Origin of the sequence: Glutamicibacter sp. BW80, assembly GCF_002332385.1 — a bacterium.
In the GTDB taxonomy this organism is placed as follows: domain Bacteria; phylum Actinomycetota; class Actinomycetes; order Actinomycetales; family Micrococcaceae; genus Glutamicibacter.
This window is the reverse complement of the sequence record NZ_NRGV01000031.1, coordinates 156,894-179,805: the sequence shown is the minus strand read 5'-3', so window position 1 is coordinate 179,805 and position 22,912 is coordinate 156,894. Positions and strand designations below refer to the sequence as shown.

Here is a 22,912-nt window from a genome sequence, read left to right as displayed (position 1 = left end):
TCCAACCGACAATGGCCTGCCAGCTGGTCTTCGTCGCGCAATGGGCACGCGACAACAGCTGGCCTTGTAGTTGTGCGCGGCGCGGCCAGCTGGTGCTACTGCTAGGTCGAGGGATTGATCCCGACGTACTCGTGGATAGTCGACGTTACGGTTGTTTGTTGGGTGTGGAACCGGTTAGTGGGGCCGGTTGGCGGCGCTTTCCGAGGAAGAAGGTGCCTTTGACGGCCAACATCGCAATGACACCGGCCGTGGTGAACGCCGTTTGTCCTACGGCGACGGTTTGCGAAACGGTCAGGGCTCCGGTCTGTGCTGCGTTTGCTCCGATCGTGTACATGGCAACGAGGACCGCGCCGCCGGCGGCACCGGCGAGTAGCTGCGCGGTAGTGAATGCAGCGCTCCCGTACGGGTAGAGCTCGGGGCGCAGGGACGATAGGGCCAAGGTGGTTATCGGTGCCCACATCATCGCCTGGGATGCAGAGAGGACAAGATAGGCGGCGAGGTACAACCAGCCGCTGTTGCTCTCATCGAGTGTGCTGAGGAACCAGATGCTCGCCGCCCAGATAATTCCGACGGGGACGACCAATGGCCGTGGGCCGAAATGGTCGTAGATCCGGCAGCCCGCTGCGGAGACCAGCGCGATCAGGACGCCTCCCGGGACAAGGAAGAGTCCGGTAGTCAATGTGCCCATTCTCAACGCCTTGGTAGGTGCGAGGGGGAGGGCCAAGCCGATGCCAAGCACGGATAGAACGAGCGAGAATACGTCGTGAGTCGTGTGTTCCGGTGTCGTGATGTTCTTGCGCTTGACGGCTCCCAGTATGAGAGCGATCACGGCGATGGGCAGGACGAGGATGACCGGATGAACACACGGGATTTGTAGCGGTCTTCCCAAGCGTTGATTGGTTCAAGGTTGGGTGAACCGATAAACCACAACTACAGTTCGTCCAATGTCCGGTTGGCTCAAGAACATCTCCACGTATTTTCCCGAGAGGAAGGACAGGGAGGCCCAAGAACATGGACTCGGCTCTAGAACCGAAAGTGTGCGGCTCGGATTCCCTCCCGCTCCTTAAACACCAAGTTCCGCGGTACTCGGTAAAAATACCGAGTCTCGCGGAGCTTGGCTGACGACGGACCAATAGGTCCTTGGGGTTTAGCCCATGTGGATTGCGCCGAAGAGCACGCCCGAAGCGAGCATGACCAGGCTGACCACGGCCGCACGCCACAGCACCTTCTTGTGGTGATCGCCCAGATCCACACGAGAGAGCGAGACCAGCAAGAGGATTGCCGGGACGAGCGGAGATTGCATGTGCACCGGCTGTCCGGTGATGGAGGCGCGAGCCATATCCACCGCAGGAACGCCGAAGTGCGCGCCGGCCTCGGTGAGGACCGGAAGAATGCCGAAGTAGAAGGCGTCGTTGCTCATCAGGAAGGTGGCCGGAATCGAAATCAAGCCGGTGATGACCGCCATGTACTGGCCCAGGGAATCCGGGATGATGTTGACCAGCCAGAGGCTCATCGCATCGACCATGCCGGTTCCGGAGAGCACGCCGGTGAGTACCGCCGCGCCGAGCACCATGGAGACCACCGCGATGATTTCACTGGAGTGCGCGGCGATCATCTTCACCTGGTCGTTGACCTTCGGGAAGTTGGCTACCAGCGCGATGGCGGTGCCGACCATGAACAGGTAGGCCAGCGGCAGCACGTCGACGATGAGCAGCACCATGATGGCCACGGTGAGCGCCAGGTTGAAGTAGAACATCTTCGGGCGCAGGGTCTCGCGGTGCGGATCGAGCACGGTGCCGTCCATGGTCGCGGCTTCCGAACCGTCCCCCTTGCGGGCCACGGATTCAAGGACTGCCACCGAGGAGCCCGAAGGCGAGGTGCCGTCCTGGGGCTTGCCGCCGCCCAGGTTTCCGCCTCCGAAGCCGGTGCCCCACAGTTCGGGACGATCCTTCTGCAGCCGGCGGCGCTCGGAGAGCCCCAGCTGCCAGGCGAAGATGGCAATCACGATCAGCGCGACGCCCAGCGATGGGAGCATCGGCACGAAGATGTCTGCCGCGTCCACGCCCAAGGCGGCCGCGGCGCGAGCGGTTGGACCGCCCCACGGCACGATGTTCAGCGTGCCGTTGGTCAGCCCGGCCACACAGGTCAACACGACCGGGCTCATGCCCAGGCGCTGGTAGATGGGCAGCAGGGCGGCGGTGACCACGATGAAGGTGGTGGAGCCGTCGCCATCCAGCGAGATGATGGCGGTCAGCAGCGCGGTGCCGATGACGACCTTCGCCGGGTCGTTGCCCACGAGCTTCTGGATTCCCGAAACCAGCCGGTCGAACAGGCCCACGTCGATCATGATGCCGAAGTACATGATGGCGAACATGAGCAGGGCGGCGGTGCCCGACATTGACTTGATCGCGTCCATGATCATTTCGCCGAGGCCAAAGCCGGCGCCGGTGAACAGGCCGAAGATGGTGGGAACGAGGATGAGCGCCAAGAGCGGCGTCATTTTTTTGGTCATAATCAGCGCCATGAAGGTGATGATCATGAGGAATCCGAGAGCAACTAGCATTGCGCCGACCTCCTGAAGTGTGTGGCAAGTGATGATGCCAGCAGGGGTGCGGGCACTTATCCAAGTTACGTGGCGGCGCTCACGTATCCGGGGTTGTTCGTTTTCTGATCCCTTTAGGTTTTTGCAATCTTTTTGCTCATTAAAATCACGGACGGTTTATGCTGGACAGATGCCGCATTCCACAGCCACCTTGCACTTTGCCTCGCGGATCATGCGTCCGCAGTTCGTGGTGCTCGGCGTGCTTTTCGCGCTGGTGACAACCGCGACCCTGCTGGTGAGCTACAACAGGGTCTTCGACCAGGGCGAAGACACCTCCCTGGGGATTGCGCGTTCGGTCGCCGCCTTGCCGGAGGTGGTGCGCGAGGTGACGGACTATGCGCAGCAAGATGAGCTGGATCTCGAAGAGCTGCGCAGCGGAAAGCTGCAAGAACTGGCCGAGGCCGTGCGGGAAGGAAGCCAGGCGACCTTTGTGGTGATCACCGAGGACCGTGGGCTGCGCCTGAGCCACCCGAACCCCGACGAGCTGGGACAGCTGGTCTCCACCGACCCGGTGGCGTTAACCGGGGTGGAAGACATCGCCCGCGAGCATGGCACTCTCGGGGAATCGGTGCGCGCCAAGGTGCCCATCCGGTCCGTCGACGGACGGGTTATCGGCGAGGTGTCGGTGGGTGTGGCCACCGAGTCGCTGACCGGTGCACTGGTTGCCTCCTTCGGCTGGATCGTGCTGTTCGCGGTGCTTGCCGCGGCGCTGGCAACCCTGGCCGGACGCTTCACCGTGCGCACCCTCAAGCGCCAGACCCTGGGGTTGGAGCCCGCGGAAATCGCCCAACTGGTGCGTGATCAGCAAGCGGTGCTGTACGGGGTGAGCGAGGGCGTGATCGGGCTGGGGCCGGATGGCACGGTGACGGTGCGCAATAAGGCAGCACGCCAATTGCTTGGACTGCCGCACCGCACCGAGCTGGCGGACATCATCGGCCGGCACTACGAGTCGGCAGATCTCGACCCGCGTTTGGTGAAGGCAATTAAAGACCATGAACCGGCTCCTATCAGGCTGGAAGCCAACTCGAATGCGATCGTTGCCCGCGTCTCGGATGTGGTGCGTGACGGGGTGGATCTTGGCCAGGTTGTCTTGCTCCACGACGTCAGCACCGTCGAAGCGCTCGGCACCAAACTGGATGCCGTGCAGGATATGGCCGACGCGCTGCGCGCCCAGCGCCACGAGTTCGCCAACCGGATGCACGCGGTCCTCGGACTGATTACCTTGGGCAAAACCGATCAGGCCGAGGAGTATCTGCGTGAAGTGATGGATGCCGGCCCGGTCATTGCACCGGTCGGTGGCCTGGAATTGGTCAAAGACGCTTACCTTTCCGCATTCCTTTCGGCCAAGGGGGTGCGCGCCCACGAGCTGGGCATCGAGCTGCGGGTCTCTGCGCAATCCATGCTCTTCGAACAGATCGCCTCGGCCAGCGACGCCCAGGACGTCACCGCGGTGCTGGGCAACCTGTTGGACAACGCCTTCACCGCGAGCCTGTGCGGAAGCAAGGATCCGTGGGTTGAGGTGGATCTGCTCTCCGAGGGGAGCACCTTGCATCTTGCGGTCGCCGATTCGGGGCCGGGGATCAGCACCGAGGAAGATATCTTCGCCCCGGGAGTGAGCACCGGGTCCTCGCTCGGGGAGGGGCACGGCTCCGGTGTGGGGCTGCCGCTGATTCGCCGGTTGGCCCGTTCGCGCAGCGGTGACGTGTGGATTGCCGACGCCGGCGGGGAGCAAGGCGGGGCCGTGATCGCCGCCCGGCTGCCAGCGGTACTGAGTGAACCGAGGAACTTCTCATGAACAAGGGAGCGAAAATGACACAGAATGCCGTGGGGGACTACCGGGTATTGATCGTTGACGATGACTTTCGCGTCGGGCAATTGCACGCGGACATGGTCAATGAGATCCCCGGATTCCAAGCCCTGGAACCGGTGCAAGACCCACGCACCGTACCCAAACTTGTCGCGTCACTGCAACCGGATCTGGTGCTGTTGGACCTCTATCTGCCGCATGTCAGCGGCATCGAATTGCTGCGTGAAATAGAAGTCGACTCGATCATGATTTCTGCCGCCACCGAACCGGCCAATGTTGCCGCGGCTCTTCAAGCTGGCGCCCTGGCTTTCATTATCAAGCCCTTCGGAGCCAAGACGCTCGCGGCAAAGCTCAAGGGGTGGGCTCGGTACCGCCGGCAGTTGGCGGCGGCAACCGACCTCGACCAGCAAAGCGTGGATCGGCTGTACCGGACCTTGCAGGGGATCGATGATGCGCCAGCTGCCGCTAATGCGGCGCCCACCGAGCAGGCGGTCATGGCCTGCGTCAAAGCTTCCAGCGAACCGCTGAGCGTGGCCGAGGTCGCCGAAGCCGTGGGCGTCGCACGGGCGACTGCCCAACGCTACCTCGCGTCGTTGGTCGCCAGCGAGATGCTCGACCTGCAGCTGGGCTATGGGACCAGGGGGCGCCCCGAGCACCGCTACCTGGCGAGGTAATCGCGGACGAAACTATTACGAGCGCTGGATGAATTCTCGGTTCCCCACCCAAAAAGCAAACCAGATGACAGCCGGGATAGCGGCTAAGAGCGCCACGATTCCAAACGGAATTGTGATCGGCGCCGTCAATGCGAAGGCCGTTGCGAGCAAAGAAACCATGAGCAGTCCGTGAGCGCCGGTGAATATAGATCCCACGCTAAAGCACGCTGCCACGAAGACCTTGAGACCCATTGGCATCCCCAACGGTTCGTTTGAATGCATCGTAGCTACCTCCAGCCAGGTTTCGTTCAGCAATCTTTAGAGAACTGCGCGTTCAAATCTCAGCATATCTATTTCTGTTAGGTCAAGACAGAGCATATCGGATGGATTATCGAGTTCAATCCTCAACTTCGAGTAGGACAGTCCAGCGTTGGACTCGTACCTGGCTCAAGTTTCTTGTTGCAAGCGGTCACGTTGGGGTAGCGTCTATTTCTATGGAACATCCAGACAAGCGCGGGAACACGCTACTGAGCAAATATTCGACCGGATTCTTCATGGCCATATTCGTATCGTTGTACCTCGCTTGGAATCAGCGAATTCCTGACCCGTGGGGCTTGTACCTGATTCTCCTCTCCGTAGGAGGCTTCACCGTCACCCTCGTATGCCTGGCGGTCAAGAAATCTCGCGTGGAATCACGAGAGAACTGAACTGCGCGCAAGCTGCTGGCAGGGGTGAGGCGAATCTAGTGGAGCGGGGCTAGTAACCTTTGCCTTTGTGATACGTCCGCCTGGACGAGATATGCAGCAAAAGTCATGCAATGTTCGATTGCGCCGGCAGGGGACCCCGGGCGGTGGGAGCTGTTCCGGAAAATACCTGCCGAGCAACCTCATCGAATCTGCTCATGGCTCGGAACCAATAATGCACGGGATTCAGGCTGCATGCCTGTAAGGCCTGAGCGTGGTCGAAGCAAACAACAATTGCCGCGCCTGCCGCCACCACCGACCAGATTCCACGTACGACATGTTTCAGCGGCCTGGGCGTAAACTCAAACCCTTGACGCAGACGGTCGATCTGGAAACGAAGGTGGTTTCGTTCGTCTGAGGCGATTCTTCTTCCCAGCCCGCGCAGTGTCGCATCCGGTGCGTGGCTTGCTAGGGCCTCGAAATATCCCATGGCGACGCTTTCAGCAATGAGGAACAGCCCGAGCTCGGTACGCAACCCCAACATTCGCCGCAGCAGGGTGAAGGCCTTATCCGACCAGTGCGATTCCAAGCGTGGGGCATCCAGGTAATCCAGCGCTTGTCCGAACAACCGAGAATGCTGCTGTTCTTCGCGCACCAGGAGCTCAAGTGCTCGTACGTAGGTCGAGTCGCCGGCCCGCTCCGCCAAACCTAGCAAGTGCCTGCCTTCGCCGCTTTCGCCAAGCTCAAGACGCTGGAAAGAGCGGATGAATCCGCGTCGTGCATTTTCCGTTAGCGCCGGAACACCGCTCCAGTTCAATTGCGCGTTCATCGTGTCATGCAGTCTCGAGTTTGCTTCAAAATATGCCAACCATGATGTGAATTGCATAGCTCCACGGTAGCCGTGGGATGGGTCAGCACGAGCCGTTGAAACATTAGACACCAGTACCGTGTTTCGTGAGCTGTTCACGCAGCTGACACCATGCGGCTAACTCGCCGCGAAATACTGGTGATCATGACACAAATTTCACGGCGCAATCTGCTCACTGGCGCCTTGGGCGCCGGTGCTCTGACGCTCATTTCCCCGGCCGGCTCGGCGCTGGCCGCAAATAGTCCGCGCCTGGTCCGTTCGCGGCTCGGCCTCACCAATGGCTTCTCGATGGGAGATGTCTCCACCAACAACGCGGTGCTTTGGGCTCGCGCCACCGGTGAAGGCCGGCTGCGGGCGCAACTGCGTGCCATCGACGAGGCCGGAGAGATTATTCGCGGCCGCGGATCATTCGAACGAACCCTGCGCGGTGCGCAGGCGAACTCCGATACCGACTTCACCGCCAAGATTTCCGCATCCAACCTGCCGGCGGGCACCCGCTTCGCGGTGACCATCGGTTTCGAGGACGAAAACGGGACCCTGGGAGAAACCAACACCGGTTCCTTCCTCACCGCGCCTTCGCTCACCGGCCGCCGGAACCACAGCGCATCGATGGCGCAAAGCTTCGTCTGGTCTGGCGATACGGCAGGCCAAGGCTGGGGCATCAACGAGGAAATCGGCGGCATGCGGGCCTACGCGGCCATGCACGCGACCAAGCCTGACTTTTTCGTGCACAGCGGCGACACCATCTACGCCGACGGCCCGATCGCGGCCGAAGTTGTGGAGCCAGACGGCCAGATCTGGCGCAACCTGGTTACCGAGGAGGTCTCGAAGGTCGCCGAAACCCTGGCGGAATTCCGTGGCCGGCACCGCTATAACCACATGGATGCAAATGTTCGCGCCATGTACTCCGAGGTTCCGGTTATCGCCCAGTGGGATGACCATGAGACCCACAACAACTGGTGGGCCGGGGAGACAATCGAGGACGAGCGATACACCGTGCGGGATGTCAACACCCTCGCCGCCCGCGGTCGCCGTGCCTGGCAGGAATACCAGCCCATCGCCGATCCGCGTGCCATGCGCGGCGGCACCGGGTTCGAGCCCGCCCGGATCTACCGCAAGATCTCCCGCGGACCGGCCCTTGACCTCTTCGCCTTGGACATGCGCAGCCACAAGTCGGAGAATACCGCCGGACTGGAAGCCGAAGAGACCACGACCCTCGGCGAGGAACAGCTGAACTGGCTCGTTGAGGGCCTGCAGAAGTCGAAGGCCACCTGGAAGGTGATCCTCAACGACCTGCCGCTGGGCGTCATCGTTCCGGACGGCAAGGCCCAGGAATCGATCGCCAACGCAGAGCACGGCGCACCGCTGGGCCGCGAGCTGGAGCTGGCCAGGCTGCTCAAATCGATCAAGGACCGCGGCGTGAAAAACGTGGTCTTCTTGACCGCGGACGTGCACTACTGCGCGGCCCACCACTATTCCCCGGAGCGCGCCGCCTTCGGCGACTTCAACGAGTTCTGGGAATTTGTGGCCGGTCCGGTCAATGCAGGATCCTTCGGTCCGAACAAGATGGACGGGACCTTCGGCCCCAAGGTGGAATTCGCGCTCGCCGGAACCACCAACCAGTCGCCGCGCGATGGCAAGGGCCAGTTCTTCGGCCATGTCGACCTCGATGAGTCCCAGCGATTCACCGTGTCGCTGCGCAATGGCCTCGGCGAGACCGTCTACGCCAAGACCTTGGAACCGGCGCGCTAATCCGCCACCGTAACTGCTGCATTAAAAAAGGGGCGGCGCAGATCTTCAAGATCTGCGCCGCCGCTTTGGCTGGTATTTAGCGTCCGGTGCCGCCGTACACGGTGGCTTCCACGTCGGTGTCCAGATCGAAAGCCGTGTGGATGGCGCGGACCGCGTCATTGAGCTTGTCCGCGTCGGTTACCACCGAGATGCGGATCTCCGAGGTGGAGATCATGTCCACGTTGACCCCGGCCTGGTGCAGCGCCTCGAAGAAGGTGAAGGAAACTCCTGGGTTCGAGCGCATGCCTGCACCGATGAGCGAGAGCTTGCCGACCTCGTCGTTGTGCTCGATATCCTCGAAGCCGATTTCGCCGCGGGAGGTTTCCAGCGCTGCGAGAACTCGTTTGGTCTCGGTCATCGGCAGGGTGAATGAGATATCGGTGGAGCCGGTACCGCGAGTCGAGATGTTCTGCACGATCATGTCGATATTGGCCTGCGCGGCCGCGATAACCCCGAAAATCTGTGCTGCCTTGCCCGGGATGTCAGGCACGCCAATGATGGTGACCTTGGCTTCCGAGTGGTCGTGGGCAACACCGGAGATGATTGGCTGTTCCAAGGGTTCTCCCTCTTGAATCTTGATCTTGTCGTTGGGGTCCGGGAGCACCCAGGTGCCCTCGTTGGTGCTGAATGAGGAGCGCACGTGCAGCGGCACGCCGAAACGGCGGGCGTACTCCACGCAGCGCAGGTGCAGGATTTTGGAGCCGCTGGCCGCCATCTCCAGCATTTCCTCGCTGGAAATCTCGTCGATCTTCTTCGCGGCACCGACCACGCGAGGATCGGCGGTGTAGATGCCGTCAACGTCGGTGTAGATCTCGCAGACATCGGCGCCGAGGGCTGCCGCAAGGGCCACCGCGGTGGTGTCCGAGCCGCCGCGGCCCATGGTCGTGATGTTCTTCGATTCCTTGCTCATGCCCTGGAAGCCGGCGACGATCGCGATGAAGCCGCGGTCGATGGCGCGGCGGATACGCTGCGGAGAAACCTCCATAATGCGTGCCATGCCGTGGGTTGAGTCGGTGATCAGCCCTGCCTGCGATCCGGTGAAAGATACCGCGCTCTCGCCGAACTGGTCGATGGCCATGGCCAGCAGCGACATGGAGATGCGTTCGCCGGCCGAAAGGAGCATGTCCATTTCGCGAGCGGGGGCGTCCTCGGTGAGCTGGGCCGCGAGGTCGAGCAGTTCGTCGGTGGAGTCGCCCATTGCGGAAACGACCACAACGACTTCATGGCCCTGCGCCTTGGTATCAATAATTCGGCGCGCGACGCGTTTGATGCCTTCGGCATCGGATACGGACGAACCGCCAAATTTTTGAACTATCAGGCCCATGGGCGCACACTCCAACTGATGAAAGTTGTTGATGCGCATCGTGCTGCCAGCACAGATGCGACATATCTACCGTAGATAATTGTGTCAGTACCGCAGGTGCATCACCTAGTTGTGAAGGTAACCATTGGTCATATTGCCTAGCATTTGTTGTTTCGATGCCTGGAAATGCAGGTCATGTACGCGCTGTGGCTAAGATTTGTCGCCAAAATGACTTCCAGCCATCCAATACCTGAGGGTTGGAGAGCCGTGAATGCTCAGCGCTTACGCTTGCCTTGCCGCCCTTGAGCGAGATGTTCACGCTCACCCGGCTTCCGTCGCTGAATTCGGCCTTCCAATACCGCCACCGATCCGAACCGCTGACGGAGGCTTCCCCCACCAGCTGCGCGCCGTTGAAGTCGGTTCGCGCGCCGACGGCCTCCACCCAGCGGGCCAGGGCGCCGTCCAGATCGGCGGCCATGGTGGCCGAGACTGAGCCCTTGAAGGTGCCGTCGCTGGACTGGCCCGGGACCCGGCGGCCGATGTGCTGCTCGTAGGCGATGGCCACCGACTGCGCCCACCAGCCGGGATTGGATAGTTCGGCGGGCATCATCTCGTAGGCCAGCGAGGCGAGCGGTTTATGTGCCAGCTCGCTGGCTCCGTCCGCTTCGAGCCGGCTGACCCATTGGTCCCACCCAGTGCCGGTGGCCTTGGCGATTGCCTCGATATTGCTGCCCTTGATTGCCATGAATCGAGTGTAGCCACTGCAGCCAAGGACTAACCAGCCCCGCATGCAGCCTGGCGGTCGAAGGCGCTACCGGGTCATCAGCCGATCCGGGCGCGCAAATGGCGTGGAGCCGCGGCCTTNNAAGGCCGCGGCTCCACGCCAATGGTTCACAGTTCGCGCAGATCCGTGTTGAGCCTGCCGAGCAAGCCAACCAAATGGTCCAAGTCGTCGTCGGACCACAGTGTAATGCGTTCGCGCAAGCTGTCGCGCCAGGATTCCAGCCATCCGTGCCAGCGTTCCTTGGCCAGTTCGGTGGGCAGCAGGTTGGAGACGCGGCGGTCGGCTTCATCGACCTGCCTGCTGACCAGGCCGAGCTCTTCGAGCCGGGTGACCAGGCGGGAAAGGGTGGCCTTGTCCGTCATGAGGTGTTCGCAAATTTCGGACTGCGTGATGCTCTGGCATTTGAGGATCATTGCCAGCACCGGCACCGCCGCGGGCGGCAGCCTTTCATCGAGCCGGGCGGCAAGGGTGCGTCGCGACTTGGCGGTCACCGAGATCAAGGTGAACAGTTCTTGCTCGGCGGCGTCGAATAGCACCCCGCGCCGGGTCTCCGGCTGCGCTTCATCCAAGGTATCCACGGTGGCTAGGCGACGGTTTCCGCGGTGGAAGGGGCATCGGATTCCTCGGCCAGCCGCTCGGTATTGGTCTTGGTGTTCAGGTGCTGGTTGGGCAGCAGGATCACTGCGACGACGGTGATCAGTGCGAGCGGCGCGGCCAAGGCGAACAAGCCTGCCACCCCATCGCCGTAGACCGATTCGAGAATTACCCGCACCGGTTCGGGCAGCGTGGAGATCGTCGGCAGGGAACCGGAGCTCAGTGCCGCGCCGACCTCGGCGGCCTTATCGCCCAGCGAGGCGATGGCGCGGGTCAGTTCGCCCTGGCGGTCGGCGATCATATTCGGAATGGTGACCGCGAGCATTGCGCCGAGTCCGGCGGTGCCTGCGGTACCGCCCAAGGTGCGGAAGAAGGTCACCGCTGAGGAAGCGACGCCGAGGATCTTCGGATCCACCGAGTTCTGCACCACCAGCACCATATTCTGCATGACCAGGCCGACGCCCGCGCCGAGGATGAACATGTACAGTCCCACCAGCCAGAAGGCGGTGTCATAGTGGATGGTTCCCAGCAGATACAGGCCGACAACCTGCAGCACGGCACCGGTGACCACGAAGGCCTTCCATTTGCCGTAACGCGAGATCAGTGCGCCGGCGATGGTGGAGACGACCAAGAGGCCGGCCATCATCGGGAAGGTCATCAGACCGGCCTGGGTGGCGGTGGCGCCACGGGCCATGATCATGTACTGGCTGAGGAACACCGAGGTGCCGAACATCGAGATGCCCACAGCGAGCGAGGCGATCACCGCGAAGGTGAAGGTGCGGTTCTTGAATAGCTGCAGGGAAATCAGCGGGTCTGCAACCTTGAACTCGACGAGCACGAAGACCGCCAGCAGGATGACCGAGCCGATCACCATGAGGTAACTGGTGGCCGAGTTCCATTCGAACTGGCTGCCGCCCATGGAAAGCCAGATCAGCAGCATTGCCACGCCCGAGGCGAGCAGCATGATGCCTAGGTAGTCGATCTGGACCTTGCGCTTGGCGATGGCCGGAAGGTTCAGCGTGCGCTGGATCAAGATGATTGCCACGACGGCGAAAGGCAGCGCGACGAAGAAGTTCCAGCGCCAGTTGATGGTGTCGGTGACGAAGCCGCCGATCAGCGGTCCGCCGACGGTGCCCAGCGCCATAACGGCTCCGAACAGGCCCATGTATTTGCCGCGCTCCCGCGGCGAGAGGATGTCTGCCATCACGATCTGGCTCAGCGCGCCCATGCCGCCGCCTGCCAGACCCTGGACCACACGCATGGCGATCAAGAATTCGGTGTTCTGCGCGAATCCGGCGGCCGCGGAGGCAAGCACGAACATGGCCAGAGCAATCTGCAAGAGCAGTTTGCGGTTGCCCAGGTCGGCGAGCTTTCCCCAGATCGGGGTCGAGATTGTGGTGGCAAGCAGGGTAGCGGTGACCACCCAGGTGAATGCCGTCTGGCTGCCGTTCAGGTCAGAGACGATTACCGGGAGGGAGCTGGACACCACAGTGCCTGCAAGGATTGAAACGAACATGCCCATAAGCAGACCGGTCAGCGATTGGATGATCTGCCGGTGGCTCATCTTGGGTTTTTCGACCGGTGCTACTGCGGTCATGCGGACTCCAAAAGACTCAAAGATAAAGTTGACTGATATCAACTATATGCCGATAGTTGACCATTATCAACCAATGTGGTTGAGTCCACAGACAAGAAAGCCCGGGCCATCTGGCGATGGACCGGGCAGCATGAAATATGCTCGTGTGGCAGGGTGCCTAGGCTCGTGAAGTGCTCGGTGCGATGGTGTTGCGCCGGCCTTCGAAGGCGCGGGCCAAGGTGACCTCGTCGGCGTATTCCAGGTCGCCGCCTACCGGCAGGCCAGAAGCCAGACGGGTGATCTTGATGCCCAGCGGGCTGAGCTGACGCACCAGATAGATTGCGGTGGCCTCGCCCTCCAGGTTCGGGTCGGTGGCGAGGATCAGCTCGGTGATCGAGCTGTCGCCCAGGCGGGTGACCAGCTCGCGAATGTGCAGCTGTTCCGGGCCGATCCCGGCGATCGGATTAATAGAGCCACCCAGCACGTGGTATTTGCCGTTGAAGGCGCGGGTGCGCTCGATGGCGAGCACGTCCTTGGACTCCTCGACGATGCAGATCTGGCTGGTGTCGCGGCGCTCGTCGCGGCAGATCCCGCAGGTGTCCTGCTCGGAAATGTTGAAGCAGATCTCACAGAAGCGGACCTTCTCCTTGGCCTGCTGGATGGACGCGGCAAGGCGCGTCATATCCTCGGCGTCGGCATCGAGAATGTGAAAAGCGATGCGCTGCGCCGATTTAGGACCGATGCCAGGTAGCCGACCGAGTTCGTCGATCAGTTCCTGAACAGCACCTTCGTACACCTAATGCCCACTTTCCTGATAACTCAAACGTCCATTGATCTTGCGGTGCCATAACTGGCCTGCGGTGGTATGCCACCGTCCTACACCCTAGTGTCTCACCTAGACGGTTTGGCGGTTAGAGCCCGCGCTTAATTTCTACGATACTTCCGTTGACGTCACGCTGCTCGATGACCATGCCGCCGAGCAGCCGCTCCACCGCGGGGACGCCGATGAGTGCCGAATCCTCGACCTCGATGTCGTCTTCGCTGGGCGTGAAATCCTCCGGCTCCGGTGCTGGGGGCCGGGGTTGGGCGCGATCCGGCGTGCCCCAGTTGCTGGCGGAACTTTCCACCGGCACTGCCGGAGCGCTGTCCTTGGCCTGGCTCATCAGCTGCTGGTAGCGGCTGAGCCGCTGTCCGGCGGTCGGCATCGGAGACTCGGCAATTGGCTGCTCGGACCCTTCGCCCGGTGCGCCCCACGCGGGAGCTGACTCGGTGGCCGGCTGCACGGAAGGCTTCGGCGGTGCCACCCGAACCGGCTCAGGGGCAAGCGGCGCCGGCGTTGGTGCCTCCGGCTCCGGCTCGCGGACTGCCTTGGACTCGAAGGTGTCGGTGGTGCTGCCCGGATGCAACGGGGTGGAAGAAACCGGACGCGAGATTACCGGAGCTCCCACCTCTGCCTGGCGTGCGCTGAGCCCGGCGGTCAACCGGGGACGCGGGGCCACCGGGGGGCCGTCAAAGGAGCGCGGAGCAGCGCTCCGCGGCGACGGGGCCACGGGTTCCACCACGGCCGCAGCGAGTTCCGGTGATGCGCTAGCTTCCTGCGGCTTTGCTGGTCGGGGACTTGCCGCTGGCTCTGGTGCCTGGACTGCGGGAGCCTGCGGCGCTGGGCTGCTAGGCGTGCCGTATCCGTCATCCGGGTACGGAGGCTCGTCCATATATGGCTCGTCCAGCGGAGGCGGAACATCGTCATAACTGCTGACATATCCCGAATCACCCGATGCTGATGGTTTGCTGGCCGGAGCCGGAGCCGGAGCCGGAGCCGGAGCGCTGGCTGGTTGCGGGCGCGACGGAGCGTTGGGCGCTACCCCAGCGTTCGGAGCCTGTGCGTTGGTGGCTGCTGCTGGGGAGGACGCCGGTGTTGGCCGGCGTTCACCTTTTGGGGAACCACCACCGGCGGGTGCCGATCCGCCCTCGGCAAGTACGACTTCGATCTGTTGGCCTGCCACCTGGCAGAGGATGCCTACTAATATCTGCATCATGTCCGGACGATTGCGCAGATTCACAATCGGTCCGGTATTGCTGAACGCGATCGTCAGCGTGCGGCCATCGAAACCGGCGACCGAACCATAGTTGGCGACCATGGAATGGAGCACTCGGGAACTTGACTGCAGCTGCTCCAAGACCGCCGGCCAGGCCTGCTGGAACTGCTGAACCGGTGCCCCGGCAGTGTTCGACTGCTGAACCGGTGCCCCGGCAGTGTTCGACTGCTGTATCGGCGGCGTGGATTGCTGAACCGGTTGCCGTGGCGCTTGCTGCTGGGCAGGTTGAGCTGCTTGTGCGCGTTGCTGCGCTTCGGCTTGCTCGCGTGCCGCCTTCTCCTGGGCAGCACGCTGTTCTGCGGCTTCCCGTTCTGCAGCGGCTCGTTGTTCGGCCTGCTCTCGAGCGAGCTTTTCTTGCTCGGCCAGTTCCGCAGAGGCACGTTGTTCGGCCTGCTCTCGAGCTGTCTGTTCCTCGGCGCGACGGCGTGCTTCTTGTGCTGCCTGCTCCTGGTTCTGCGCCTGCTGCTGAGACTGCGTTTGACCTTGAGCTTGTTGATCTTTCTGCGGCTGCTGCGCCTGACGAGGGGCACCCTGTGGCGGGGCTTGCGGAGGACGATTTTCTGCCGTACGACGAGTGAACTCGGCCATCGCGGCATTTTGCTTCACGTCATCGATGGAAACACCAGTACCGAAGGACAGGTCTTCCCCCGCGGCCGGATCTGGAACCAGGCTGAACGGCGCGACACCTTCCGGACGTGCTTCGGGAACACTCGGACCTGGTTGGACCGGGGTGGTGACCGGATTCAAGTCTTCCTTAGGGCCCCACGTGGCTCCCCAATCGGCCGCTTCGCCGGTGTTGAGTGAACGGGCGGCGTCCGGATCAAGCGGAGCGTTAATATCTGTATCTTCTTGCGCCACCGGAGGCTGCTGCTCGCGAGGCTGACTTGGCTGTTGCTGTTGCTGTTGCTGTTGCTGTCCCTGCGCAGGCTGTTGAGCTCGCGCTTCCGGGTGCTGCTGTTCGCGTGGCACGGGTTCCTGCTCCCGTGGCTGGAGGTTCTGTTCCTGTTGCGACTGACCTGGCTGGGCCGGCTGCGTCTCCTGCTGAGGTGCGCTGGGCTGCTCTTGGGCTGCCGGCTCGACGCCGCCATTGCGCAACTTCGCGGCGGCAAGGGCCTCGCGTACCGCGGCCGCGCCTTGGCGTGCCGCCGCGGGGGAAGGGGCAGCGCCCGAGGACTGCGTTGGCATTTCCCCCTCCGGGAGCTCTGGAAGCTCGCTGCCGGTCATCGCATGACGTTCCAGGCGATCGAGGCGTGCGGCGAAAGAGCTCGCCGAGTTTTCGGCGCCAGGCAGCATCAAACGCGCTGCCAACAGTTCCAAGTGCAAACGCGGAGAGGTCGCGCCGGTCATCTCGGTCAGCGCTTGGTTGGTCACGTCGGCCCAACGGCTCAGCTCACCGGCGCCGACCAGCGAGGCCTGCATATGCAGCGACTCCAACTGGTCCGCTGGGGTGCCACGCAGAATTTTCTCCAGGCCTTCGGGCATCGCCTTGGCGATGATCAGGTCGCGCATGCGTTCCAACAGATCTTCAACAAAACGTCGCGGATCCAAGCCGGTCTGAATGATGCGGTCGATGGCGCCAAAGAGGGAAGCGCCGTTGGCCTCGTGCAGGGAGAGGATGACTTCATCGAGCAGCGTGGAATGGGTATAGCCGAGCAAGGCAATCGCGGTCTCATAGTCCACCCCGCCTTCACGGGCGCCAGCCATCAGCTGGTCTAGCACCGAGAGGGTGTCGCGCACCGAACCGCCGCCGGCGCGAATCACCAGCGGAAGCACGCTGTCGGCGACCACTACGTTTTCGCGTTCGCAGAGCGTCTTGAGGTATGCCAGCAGTGCCTCGGGCGGCACCAGGCGGAACGGATAGTGGTGGGTGCGCGAACGGATGGTGCCGATGACCTTGTCCGGCTCGGTCGTCGCAAAAATGAATTTGATATGGGGTGGTGGCTCTTCGACGATCTTCAGCAGGGCGTTGAAGCCTGCCGAGGTGACCATGTGGGCCTCGTCGATGATGAAAATCTTGTAGCGGTCGCGGGTAGGTGCGAAGGTCGCACGTTCACGCAGATCACGGGCGTCTTCGACACCACCGTGGCTGGCGGCGTCGATCTCGATGACATCCAAGGAACCGGGGCCGCCGTTGGCCAGCTCGACACAACTGGGGCAGGTTCCGCACGGGGTAGGAGTCGGACCCTGCGCGCAGTTCAGGCAACGCGCCAGAATGCGTGCGCTGGTCGTTTTGCCGCAACCGCGCGGACCGGAGAACAGGTACGCGTGGTTGACCCGGTTCTTTTCCAACGCAGTCATCAACGGGGTGGTGACATGTTCCTGCCCGATGACCTCGGCGAAAGTGTCTGGACGGTATCTGCGATAAAGCGCTGTACTCACACCGGTACCCTATCGGTTGTGCGATGCCGGAGGCATCAACTGGTCAACAATAAATTCTGGTTCTACAACCCAAGGCTCGCGGGGCAAAGCTGAAGGGTTGAAGGAGTCCAAAGCGGCCTGCAAAGACGTGCCGGGCAAGCCTAATGACTCTAACAAGTAGGCGCGGAGCTGTGTGCCATTTAGTCCTTTTTCGGAAAGGTCTTCGAGCGTAACCGCACCATCGCGTTTAGCAAGACGTTGGCCTTGAACGTTCAATGCCAACGGAACGTGGGCGTACGTAGGAATAGGCAATCCGAGCAACTGCGCCAGGTATGCCTGGCGCGGGGCGGAGGACAGCAAATCGTCACCGCGAACAACCTGGTCAATGCCGTAGGCGCCGTCATCAACGACCACCGCAAGGTTGTAAGCGGGGGAGCCGTCATTGCGCAGCAACACAAAATCATCTACCACGCCGGTGTACTGCCCGAAAAGCTCATCGTGAATGGTGAACTGGTCAACCGTGGAACGAAGGCGCAAAGCAGCCGGCCGTTCTCGGGCCCTTTCGGCACGTTCTTCGGCGGTGAGATTTCGGCAGGTGCCGGGGTAAGCACCGGGTGCCGCGTGCGGCGCGCTGGCAGCCTCAGAAATATCTTTGCGCGTGCAAAAACACTCGAAGACCAGGTCGTTTTCGCGAAGAGCTTGGATTGCTTCGAGATAAATGGGGAGGCGATCGCTTTGACGGACCACGGGAGCATCGAATACCAGGCCGATGGAAGCCAACTCCGAAAGCTGCTGCTCCTCGGCGCCGGAGCGCACGCGGTCAAGGTCTTCGATGCGCAGAAGGCATTGCCGATCGGTGGACCGGGCAAAAAGCCAAGCAAGAATTGCGGTGCGCAGGTTGCCCAGGTGGAGTTGCCCGGTCGGGCTTGGGGCGAAACGACCAACGCCCACGCGAACTCCATTCGGCTTGCTAGAAAAATCAAAGACCCCTCATGCACCTGCCAGAGCCCATCTACCCTTGCTACCTTCCGGTCCTGGGGGAGTTCAACAGGATGACACCACACGAGGGGTCACAGAAGATACTACCCGAGAGTTGGGGGTGGATGAAAATCGGTAGCCGTGCCCTTGCTCTCAATCCAACCCATGCAAGGAAGGAGGCTATGTCACCCGGCTTTCGAATCCGGCGGGTCAAACCAACCTAGGATCCGGCGAACTCGGGCGGGCAATTCCGAGGCGGGGAGCATCGGGGTTTGATTCCGTTCAAAGTCGAAGTTCTGCACGCTGGTGACGCTGCCCGGTAGCTCAACCTGCAAGATTCCGTTCGGCGAACGCCAATTGACCGAACCGTCGGCCATGTATGTGGCCTGCCAACCTAAGGCGTGCTTATACATTTGGTGCCGCTTGCACAACAGCTGCGAGTTGTCTCGGTTCGTATGTCCGCCCTTGGCCCAGTCGTCGACATGGTCGATTTCACTGGAATCCGGAAGCCTGTTGCAACCAGGGAACCTGCAGTGGTTATCCCGTAATCTCAGTAGGTCCTTGAGCGCTTTCGTTGGGCGGTACTTCTTTCGTCCTACGTCGATGACGGCACCGGACCAAGGGTCGGTGAGCACCGTCATCAGCGAAGGAGCATCCTTTGCTAGCCGCAAGGCTGCACCGAGGGCGATTGGCCCGTAGCCTTCCAGATCGGCCAGCGTTCGAGTAGGATCTGCAAGCATTTGCAAGGCGGGGATGGTCAAGGCCACCCGCGCTTTGAGCGGAGTGCCGTTCCCGGCCGGCCAGCCATCAAGCAAAGCGTCCCGGAAAATATCGGCGCGACGTTGTTGCTCGTTGCGCAGATCCTCAGGGTCATCATGTTTCGTGGCGTGCCAGTTGATGGTGTTGATGATTGCCAGGGCATCCTCGGCTGGAAGCCGTATCTGAAGCACGGCCATGCCGTCAGCCTCCGGCCACCAGATCACCGAACGCGATTCACGCCCTTTTTCATGCCTCGTTTCCGCTGGTTCTGGCAAGAAACGTTCACGCATTTTGCGAGCTCGATCCTTCACCGTGCGATCCGAACCGGTGCGAGCGATCGGCAAGAGCACTTCTTGCATCTGCTGCACGTTCTCGGACTCAAGATCCTGCGCCTGGTGAACGATCTCCGTGGCGCTCTTGGTGGTGATGGTGCCCTTGCCTAGCTCATTCAAGGTATCTGGGCAGAGGTGGCGAAGCCCCTCGGCGGTGAATAATTTGCCTTGGACTATGCGTTCGCTTTGCCGCAGTGCACCAGATGCCTCGGAAATGAATGACGAACGAACCAAAGGTTCCGCTTCGGGATCAACTCCGAAATGCTCTGCAGACTGCGCTTGCAAAGGGTCGTCGACTAAAGGGTCCTGAGTGCCGGACAAGGCGGCTTGTTTGCTAGTCAGCTCGTAGGTATCGGCCAGCAAAGCAGCTTCTGCCGCATCCAACATACTGCGTATCCGACCAAGGGTTTCCAGTTGTTTGAGCCCGGTGGCTGGTTCGATTGCCCTGCCCTGCTCATGAAGGCTCTTGATAGTTGCTGCTAGCTTCGCGAAGATCGTTTCTTGCTCAACGTGGGCAGCCCACACGCCGTCGGTACCTGGATCGGTTCTGGTGCCCGGCGGACTTATATGCAGCCGATGAGGATCATCGCCGCTATGAAATACCTCTCGTTTGTTCATGTTTTAAGTATCCAGCGCCGCGGAAAGGGGCTTTGGTGGACGCGTGCCAGATGTGGATAAACTAGATAATCCCCGAAATTTCGCCAATTTTTTGCTGAAAATACGCGTAGTTGAACCCACAACGCCCTCGATTCGTGATTGTGGAGATATTTAGATATGCTGGTACCTGCTCCACGGAGCAAACTGAGGAGGATTCGCCTAGCGGCCTATGGCGCACGCCTGGAACGCGTGTTGGGTTAACGCCCTCAGGGGTTCAAATCCCCTATCCTCCGCCATGTAATGTCTCGGGACATCGGTAGAACGATGTCCCGAGACATTAGTCTTTTAACTGTCACCTATTCAGGCGAGAAATTGCTTTTTGGTAGTTCTTCGATGGCTCGATTTTGAAGTACCTGATGATTTCTCCGGTTTTTCTGTTGATGACGGTTACGTCCCGATCATCAATGAGCATCCGGACCGGAACGCCTGAATAGGTGCGTCCCATTCCGAGGTGGCGAAGCTGCCCTCCGTAACGTAGCGTCAGCTTTCCGTCCTTGTCCACGGTGTCTGTTCTGATGCGCCGTTCGTCCTTTGGAAGCGGTTTCGGAACGGCTTTCGCTGTTGCCGTGTAGCGCAGATATGGTGGTTTCCTCCCCGCTGCTTTGTGTGGCCTTTCCATGTTGTAGACGTGCTTGAATTCCTCAAGTTGCTCGTTGAGTTGGGCGACGGTTTTGGCCCGTGGTTGGGCATTGAGCCAGAGCTTGAGCGTGCGATGGAATCGTTCAATCTTGCCCTGGGTTTGAGGGTGGTTCGGTGAGCCGTTGATCTGCTTGATGTCCCATTCCTGGAGCAGCTTCTCGAACTGGTTCTTCGCTGGTTCATCTCCGTTGATCTTGCCGGTGAAGCGGGTGGTGAAAACCAGTCCGTTGTCGGTCAATGAGGACTGTGGCCGGCCGTGTTCCTCGCAGGCTTGGGTGAACTGTTTTGCTACGTGGTGCCCAGTCACGCGCCGGTATGCGCGGATGCTGATGAGGAATCTGGAGTGGTCATCGATGTAGTCCAGGATTTCGGTGTCGCTGCCGTCGGCCAGTCTCCAGTGGGTGAAATCCGATTGCCACATTTCGTTGGGGAGCGCGGCTTCGAAGCGGATTAGGGAGCTTTTCGGGCGTTTTTGGGGTTGGTCGGTGACGTGGTTGGTTTGGCGCAGAATGCGGTGGACGGTGGATTTTGAGGGTGCGGTCAGGCCTTCTGTTTCCAGGAGGATTTGGATGGTTTCTGCTCCGGCGTCGAGGCCTTTGGCGGTGAGGTTTTGGCGGTGGAAGATGATGCGGTTGCGGGTTTTCTCTGGTGTTCTGTTGGGTGATGTTTTGGGTTGTTTAGACCTGGAGTCGAATGCTGCCTCTCCTTCGAAGGCGTAGCGTCGCACGAGCTCTTTGACCCAGCGTTCGGAGACGTTGAAATGGTGGGCTGCCGCTTTGGCGTTCATGGATCCGTGAACGACCGCGGTGATTATTTGTTTGTTGTGTGTTCTCACAATTTCTGAGAGTGAACGATGTCCCAGGACAGGGTGTGTTGCCACGCCGGGGAAGGGGGGCTTTGAACTTTACGTGCAGTGTCAGATCTGGTGTTGGGATCAGGTTTTCCCGGGGTGTGGGGGTGGAACGATGTCCCGCGACATGGGTGAAGGATGTCTTGAGACCGGACACCCTATCCTCCGCCAAAGAAAACCCCCGAGAAATCGGGGGTTTTCGCATTTAAGCCCGGGCTTGGGAGTAGTATCCCGACGCATAAGGTAATCGAGGGGTCAGCAAATCGCTTTTCCTCCGTCATGTGGGAGATTGAAAATGGGTTGCAGGTTCGCAGAACTGGCCATTGACTGCAAGAATCCGGTACTGATCGCCCGTTTTTGGGGCGAGGTCTTCGATTATTCGGTGCTCAGCGAAGAAGCTGGCCTGGTGACGATAGGTCCTGCCGAGGCAACTAAAGATTCGCATGCTCCGGTCTTGGCCTTCGCTCAGGTGCCGGAGGAGAAAACCATCAAGAACCGCGTACATCTTGATGTGCGCCCGGTCGACTGCACGCAAGACGAAGAGGTTGAGCGGCTCTTGGGGCTCGGAGCGAAATATGCGGAAGTCGAATCCAGCGATTTCCCATGGATCGTCTTGCTTGATCCGGAAGGCAATGAATTCTGCGTTTTGTCGGAGCAGGAGGCCTAGGCAGACGCGAAGAACGCCTCCATCCGGTAGCATGGATCTTCACGCAATGCGTGATCCGTGTCACCAAATGGGGGTTGTGGCTAGCTTGGCAGGGGACGTCCGTAAAGCCGTAGTTATCGAGCACGAGTTTGAGGTTCGCGCGGTGTTGTCGCGCCTGCTAAAACAAGTTGGATTTGTCGTGCACGAGACGTCCTCTGGAGAAATTGGAGTAGAGCTAGCCGAACGAATCAACCCTCAGGTGATTGTGGTTGGCTCCGGACTTCGGGACATCGACGGCCATGAGACCCTGCGCCGACTCTCGAATCGCGTTAGTGCCCATTTGCTTGCGGTGCTTGATTCCGATGAAGAATTCGACGTAGTGCACTCCTTTGACGCGGGGGCCGACGGCGTGATGGCCAAGCCGTTGCGTGAGCGGGAATTCAGGGCGCGACTCGATTCCTTTGTGCGCCGCCAGGCCACCACCAGTAGGTTGCTGGCCTTAGGCGAGAGCCAGGCGGGTCGGATACTTAGCCATCGGAATCTCACGTTGAACGTCGTGACGTGGCAGGTAATGATCGATGCAGAGCCGGTGGAGCTGACCGCTACCGAATTTTCCTTGCTGCGCGCGTTGCTGCTGCACCCAGGGCATGTGCGGAGCAAGAAGGAACTGGCCCGAATGCTGAATGACGAGGATGGGGCAGGTGCGGTGGATCTATACGTGTCACCCGCCGCCGTGCGAAGCATTGAAGTGCATATCGCAAATCTGCGACGAAAACTGGGCGATTCGGCGCGAACGGAACTGTGGATCGAGACGGTGCGCGGGGTTGGATACCGGATGGTCGGCGAGCAGAACTCGCGTTCCTAGCCGCAGCGAAACATTGAGCTGATCTTGAGCATTCGATAATCAACCCTTGAGGATTATCGAGCAGAATAATC

General features: G+C 60.9%; 19 protein-coding genes, 1 tRNA gene and 1 other RNA gene. 7 read left to right on the top strand and 14 right to left on the bottom strand.

What is annotated here, in order from left to right:
• Positions 1–145 precede the first annotated feature (145 nt).
• Both CIK76_RS09150 and CIK76_RS09145 read right to left on the bottom strand, forming a co-directional pair.
• Positions 146–829, bottom strand: a complete 684-nt coding sequence (locus tag CIK76_RS09150; protein ID WP_146113362.1) for a multidrug efflux MFS transporter — start codon at positions 827–829, stop codon at positions 146–148.
• Positions 830–1,147: 318 nt separating this feature from the next.
• Complete coding sequence (locus tag CIK76_RS09145) at positions 1,148–2,623, bottom strand: SLC13 family permease (RefSeq protein ID WP_343252123.1); 1,476 nt, start codon at positions 2,621–2,623, stop codon at positions 1,148–1,150.
• A gap of 109 nt (positions 2,624–2,732) precedes the next feature.
• Here CIK76_RS09145 and CIK76_RS09140 point away from each other — a divergent pair, with 109 nt between their 5' ends.
• Together CIK76_RS09140 and CIK76_RS09135 are read left to right on the top strand one after the other, a co-directional pair.
• Positions 2,733–4,397 (top strand): ATP-binding protein, encoded by a 1,665-nt coding sequence (locus CIK76_RS09140; protein WP_096285611.1) that lies wholly within the window; start codon positions 2,733–2,735, stop codon positions 4,395–4,397.
• A gap of 14 nt (positions 4,398–4,411) precedes the next feature.
• The gene (locus tag CIK76_RS09135; protein WP_096286013.1) at positions 4,412–5,083 is read left to right on the top strand and encodes a response regulator; all 672 of its coding nucleotides are present in this window, start codon (positions 4,412–4,414) and stop codon (positions 5,081–5,083) included.
• Between the two features lie 15 nt (positions 5,084–5,098).
• Here the strand turns inward: CIK76_RS09135 and CIK76_RS09130 are convergent, their stop codons facing one another.
• A complete protein-coding gene (locus tag CIK76_RS09130) occupies positions 5,099–5,344 on the bottom strand; it encodes a hypothetical protein (RefSeq protein WP_096285609.1) in 246 nt (81 codons plus the stop codon).
• Positions 5,345–5,556: 212 nt separating this feature from the next.
• Here CIK76_RS09130 and CIK76_RS09125 point away from each other — a divergent pair, with 212 nt between their 5' ends.
• Positions 5,557–5,769, top strand: a complete 213-nt coding sequence (locus tag CIK76_RS09125; protein ID WP_096285607.1) for a hypothetical protein — start codon at positions 5,557–5,559, stop codon at positions 5,767–5,769.
• Between the two features lie 103 nt (positions 5,770–5,872).
• On the opposite strand, the gene CIK76_RS09120 is transcribed toward CIK76_RS09125, so the two are convergent.
• A complete protein-coding gene (locus CIK76_RS09120; protein ID WP_096285604.1) occupies positions 5,873–6,574 on the bottom strand; it encodes a hypothetical protein in 702 nt (233 codons plus the stop codon).
• 183 nt (positions 6,575–6,757) lie between these two features.
• Here CIK76_RS09120 and CIK76_RS09115 point away from each other — a divergent pair, with 183 nt between their 5' ends.
• Positions 6,758–8,365: an alkaline phosphatase D family protein gene (locus CIK76_RS09115; RefSeq protein ID WP_096285602.1), complete on the top strand. Its 1,608-nt coding sequence runs from the start codon at positions 6,758–6,760 to the stop codon at positions 8,363–8,365.
• 76 nt (positions 8,366–8,441) lie between these two features.
• Here the strand turns inward: CIK76_RS09115 and CIK76_RS09110 are convergent, their stop codons facing one another.
• The 9 genes from CIK76_RS09110 to CIK76_RS09070 all read right to left on the bottom strand — a co-directional run bounded on the left by CIK76_RS09110 (position 8,442) and on the right by CIK76_RS09070 (position 19,802).
• Complete coding sequence (locus tag CIK76_RS09110; RefSeq protein WP_096285600.1) at positions 8,442–9,728, bottom strand: aspartate kinase; 1,287 nt, start codon at positions 9,726–9,728, stop codon at positions 8,442–8,444.
• Between the two features lie 172 nt (positions 9,729–9,900).
• Entirely contained in the window at positions 9,901–10,452 is a 552-nt protein-coding gene (locus tag CIK76_RS09105) for a hypothetical protein (protein WP_096285598.1), read from the bottom strand.
• Positions 10,453–10,598: 146 nt separating this feature from the next.
• A complete protein-coding gene (locus CIK76_RS09100; RefSeq protein WP_096285595.1) occupies positions 10,599–11,069 on the bottom strand; it encodes a helix-turn-helix domain-containing protein in 471 nt (156 codons plus the stop codon).
• A gap of 5 nt (positions 11,070–11,074) precedes the next feature.
• A complete protein-coding gene (locus tag CIK76_RS09095) occupies positions 11,075–12,682 on the bottom strand; it encodes a DHA2 family efflux MFS transporter permease subunit (RefSeq protein WP_255248410.1) in 1,608 nt (535 codons plus the stop codon).
• 157 nt (positions 12,683–12,839) lie between these two features.
• Entirely contained in the window at positions 12,840–13,457 is a 618-nt protein-coding gene (gene recR, locus CIK76_RS09090) for a recombination mediator RecR (protein ID WP_096285593.1), read from the bottom strand.
• 115 nt (positions 13,458–13,572) lie between these two features.
• Entirely contained in the window at positions 13,573–17,136 is a 3,564-nt protein-coding gene (locus CIK76_RS09085; RefSeq protein ID WP_096285591.1) for a DNA polymerase III subunit gamma and tau, read from the bottom strand.
• A 9-nt stretch (positions 17,137–17,145) separates the two neighbouring features.
• A complete protein-coding gene (gluQRS, locus tag CIK76_RS09080; RefSeq protein WP_096285589.1) occupies positions 17,146–18,066 on the bottom strand; it encodes a tRNA glutamyl-Q(34) synthetase GluQRS in 921 nt (306 codons plus the stop codon).
• A 27-nt stretch (positions 18,067–18,093) separates the two neighbouring features.
• Positions 18,094–18,190, bottom strand: an RNA gene (gene ffs / locus CIK76_RS09075) — signal recognition particle sRNA small type.
• A gap of 88 nt (positions 18,191–18,278) precedes the next feature.
• Complete coding sequence (locus CIK76_RS09070; RefSeq protein WP_096285587.1) at positions 18,279–19,802, bottom strand: HNH endonuclease signature motif containing protein; 1,524 nt, start codon at positions 19,800–19,802, stop codon at positions 18,279–18,281.
• A gap of 187 nt (positions 19,803–19,989) precedes the next feature.
• Here CIK76_RS09070 and CIK76_RS09065 point away from each other — a divergent pair.
• Positions 19,990–20,077 (top strand) — tRNA-Ser (locus CIK76_RS09065).
• Between the two features lie 56 nt (positions 20,078–20,133).
• On the opposite strand, the gene CIK76_RS09060 is transcribed toward CIK76_RS09065, so the two are convergent.
• Positions 20,134–21,315: an IS481 family transposase gene (locus CIK76_RS09060; RefSeq protein WP_255248409.1), complete on the bottom strand. Its 1,182-nt coding sequence runs from the start codon at positions 21,313–21,315 to the stop codon at positions 20,134–20,136.
• A gap of 310 nt (positions 21,316–21,625) precedes the next feature.
• On the opposite strand from CIK76_RS09060, the gene CIK76_RS09055 reads away from it, so the two are divergent.
• Together CIK76_RS09055 and CIK76_RS09050 are read left to right on the top strand one after the other, a co-directional pair.
• Complete coding sequence (locus tag CIK76_RS09055) at positions 21,626–21,997, top strand: VOC family protein (protein WP_096285585.1); 372 nt, start codon at positions 21,626–21,628, stop codon at positions 21,995–21,997.
• A gap of 76 nt (positions 21,998–22,073) precedes the next feature.
• Positions 22,074–22,841, top strand: a complete 768-nt coding sequence (locus CIK76_RS09050; RefSeq protein ID WP_176484148.1) for a response regulator transcription factor — start codon at positions 22,074–22,076, stop codon at positions 22,839–22,841.
• The last annotated feature ends 71 nt before the right edge of the window (positions 22,842–22,912 follow it).